Raw genomic sequence first — 3,293 nt, 5'->3', positions numbered from 1 at the left:
CGGCCACGATCGCGATGCGCACGTCCATCGGGTGCAGCGAGCGCAGGTAGCGGCAGAACTCCAGGAACTTCGAGCGGTTCTTGGTCTTCTTGATGTGGCCGTAGAGCCGGTCCTTGGCGAGGTCGTAGGCGGCGAACAGGTGCCGGACTCCGTGCGGGCGGGTGTAGGTCGCTCGTCGGCGGGGCCGGGGCTCACGGTCGGGGTCCTTGTGCCTGCCGCCGCGTTCGGCCCACTGGCGTCCGGGGTGGGGCTGGAGGTTGAGCGGCCCGAACTCGTCCATGCAGAAGACGACTTCGGGTTCTCCCTGCTCGGGTATGACCTCGCCGTCGGCGATCGCGTAGAGGTGCTCGACCCTTGCCTTCTTTGCGGCGTAGTCCGGGTCGCGGGAGGTCTTCCAGGTCTTCACGCGTTGAAAGGAGACGCCCTCCTCGCGGAGCAGGACCCGCAGGCCCTCGTGGCTGATGTCGTCGACCACCCCCTCGGCGACCAGGAAGTCGGCCAGCTTGGCCAGGCTCCAGGTCGAGAACGGCAGGCCGTGCTCGGCCGGCCTGGACTTGGCGATCTTCTTGATCTCACGGCGCTCGGGCAGCGTGAAGGTCCTCGGCCGTCCGCCCTTGTACTTCGGGTAGAGCGAGTCGAAGCCGTCGGTGTTGAAGTTGTGGATCACGTCCCGGACCCGGTCCGCGCTGGTGAACGTCACCTCGGCGATCTTCGCCACCGCCATGCCCTGCGCGGACAGCAGGACCATCTGGGACCGCCTCCAGGTCACCACGGACCCGGTGCCTCTGCGGACGATCCGCAGCAGGCGCCTGCCCTCGTCGTCGTCAATCTCCCGCACTCTTACGCGTTCAGCCACGTGATCATTCTGGCCGCTCGGTTGCCACCTGGCGGCAACCGAGCGATGCGTCACAACGGGGCGAACGCAGTCTGATGCGGCACTAGTAGGGCTTGGTCAGGTCGGCGCGGTGGTGGCGTGTCCTGGGGAGTGGGTGGCGCGTTGTTGGTGTGTGACACCTGGGGAGATGGCCGAGGTCCGGGAGGACCTGGAGGCGTTCACGGCGGAGTTGTTCGAAGCGTTCACGCGTGCTGACCAGCGGCGTTGGGGGCAGGCTTATGTGCGTGGGCTGCTTCTGGACGGCAGACGGAAGTCGGTGGAGCCGATGGCCGCGCGGCTCGGGGAGGACGGAAACCGGCAGGCTCTCGCGCACTTCGTCACGACAAGTCCCTGGGATCCGGCGCATGTCCGGGCCCGCTTGTCCTGGCGGATGCAGGACGCCATCGATCCGACCGCGCTGATCATCGACGACACGGGGTTCCTCAAGGACGGCGACGCGTCGGCGTGTGTGTCGCGGCAGTACACCGGAACCGCGGGCAAGGTCACCAACTGCCAGGTGGGCGTCTCGCTCCACCTGGCCCGTGACCACGCCTCGGCACCGGTCAACTGGCGGCTGTTCCTCCCCGCCGTCTGGGACCCCGAATCGACGAAGGCGGACCCGGACAAGGTCGCCCGCCGTGACCGGTGCGGCATCCCCGCCGGCCTGGGCCACGTGGAGAAGTGGCAGCTGGCCCTGGACATGATCGACGAGACCCGCTGTTGGGGTGTCCACGTCCCACTCGTCATCGCCGACGCCGGATACGGCGACGCCGCAGCCTTCCGCCTCGGCCTCCAGCAACGCGGCCTGCACTACGTGGTGGGGATCTCCACCACACCGACCGCGCACCCCGCCGAAGCCCGGCCGTTCACGCCCGCCTACAGCGGCACCGGCCGGCCGCCGGTGGCGAAGTACCCGGACAAGGCCCGCAGCGTGAAGGACCTGGCCATCGCCGCCGGTTCGAAAGCGGCCAGGCCGGTGTCGTGGCGGGAGGGATCGCGCCCCGGCAGGGCGAAGAGCGGCTTCAAACGGATGTACTCGCGCTTCGTGGCGCTGCGGATCCGCCCTGCCGGACGCGAGATCCGCGACGCCACCGAGGGCGTGGAACTGGCCGAGTGCTGGCTGCTGGCCGAATGGCCCGCCAAGGAAGCCGAGCCGGTCCAGTTCTGGCTCTCGAACCTGCCCGCCGGCACCCCGCTGACCACTCTGGTGCGAATGGCCAAGCTCCGCTGGCGAGTTGAGCACGACTACCGGGAGATGAAACAGGCCCTCGGCCTGGCCCACTTCGAGGGCCGCACGTTCACCGGCTGGCACCACCACGTCACGCTGGTCTCCCTCGCCCACGCGTTCTGCACCCTGCGCAGACTGGCCACCGCCCCAAAAGACGCGGGGCCGGCCTGAGTCTCTACCAAGTCGTCCGCGAGCTCCAGATCCTTCTGGCGACCTGGGCCGGCGCCTGCCCCACCTGCCACCGCGACATACCCACACGAAAACAGACCTGACCAAGCCCTACTAGCCACGACAATGAACGCAAGTGGCCCTCACAACAATTCGGCAAGCTCACCTAAAACCGTCAACTGACGCACAGCAGCGCAGCCCTGTCTCAGGGGGCTGGCCAATGGCCGGCGTCCTACCTCACTTGGTGGCTGACCCTGCCCGAAGGCGCCACCGGGCGGGCCGCCCGGCGGCGTCCGAACCGCAGGCCCTCCTGCCAGAAAGGTTCGGGCCGGGTCGGCGCCGTCCTGCCAGAGGTGCCTGCGATGGCGGCACGGCCGACCCGGAACTCCCCGATGACCTACTGCACCTGTCGAACCACCGAGACACCGTTCCCCGAGCGCCCCGACCGGCACGCCGCCGAACCGGGCTTCGCACTCGCCCTCGCCTACAACGGCGAACTGCCGGTCGGGTACGCCTACGGCAACACCGGCGCGTTCCTACCGGCCGTCGTCCCCTCCCCCGTCGCACCCGCACCACCGGCCGCCGGTAGCACGGCCGCCCCCGGCACCGCTCCGGCGCCGGGGGCAGAGCGGCACCGGCCGCACCGCCGGTGCCTTCAGGTGGCTTTCGGCGGACCGACGGTGCCGGCCGCCGGAACAGCAAGGGCCCGGAGCAGCAGCAGCCCCAACCCCAGGTCGACGACCACGCCCAACGCCTGCAGCCAGTCGGCCGTCTTCCCCGGCGAGTAGATCTCCAGGTAGTCGGACAGCGCGTGCACCAGCACCACCACCGGCAGCAGCACCACCCAACGCGCCGTCACCCCAAGGCTGGTCACCCCGCCGACCGCCAGCAGACCCCAGGCCCGGAGCAGCACCAGCACCACCACCGCGCCGGCCAGGACGACCAGCGGGATGCCGGCGGCCTGGTAGTTCTGCGAGGCGTCGTAGATGAACGACACCGGCGCGTCGGCCTGGGTGAAGTCGC

Annotated in this window: 3 protein-coding genes; 1 reads left to right on the top strand and 2 read right to left on the bottom strand. The window is 69.6% G+C overall.

Annotation, left to right across the window (positions count from 1 at the left end):
- Positions 1 to 856, bottom strand: an 856-nt coding sequence (locus tag ACIQOV_RS33945) for an IS630 family transposase (RefSeq protein ID WP_401054635.1), incomplete at its 3' end; no start/stop codon positions are given.
- Between the two features lie 166 nt (positions 857 to 1,022).
- Here ACIQOV_RS33945 and ACIQOV_RS33940 point away from each other — a divergent pair.
- Complete coding sequence (locus ACIQOV_RS33940) at positions 1,023 to 2,273, top strand: IS701 family transposase (protein ID WP_401054633.1); 1,251 nt, start codon at positions 1,023 to 1,025, stop codon at positions 2,271 to 2,273.
- A gap of 652 nt (positions 2,274 to 2,925) precedes the next feature.
- Here ACIQOV_RS33940 and ACIQOV_RS33935 read toward each other — a convergent pair.
- Positions 2,926 to 3,293: hypothetical protein (locus ACIQOV_RS33935; protein ID WP_401054632.1), on the bottom strand; the 368-nt coding region annotated here is incomplete at its 5' end.

Source organism: Kitasatospora sp. NPDC091257, assembly GCF_044757675.1.
Classification (GTDB): domain Bacteria; phylum Actinomycetota; class Actinomycetes; order Streptomycetales; family Streptomycetaceae; genus Kitasatospora; species Kitasatospora lactacystinica.
This window is presented reverse-complemented; position numbering and strand designations above follow the sequence as displayed.

Coding starts and splice junctions, on each gene's coding strand:
- ACIQOV_RS33940 (WP_401054633.1), top strand. CDS start 1,023: ATGGCCGAGGTCCGGGAGGACCTGGAGGCGTTCACGGCGGAGTTGTTC.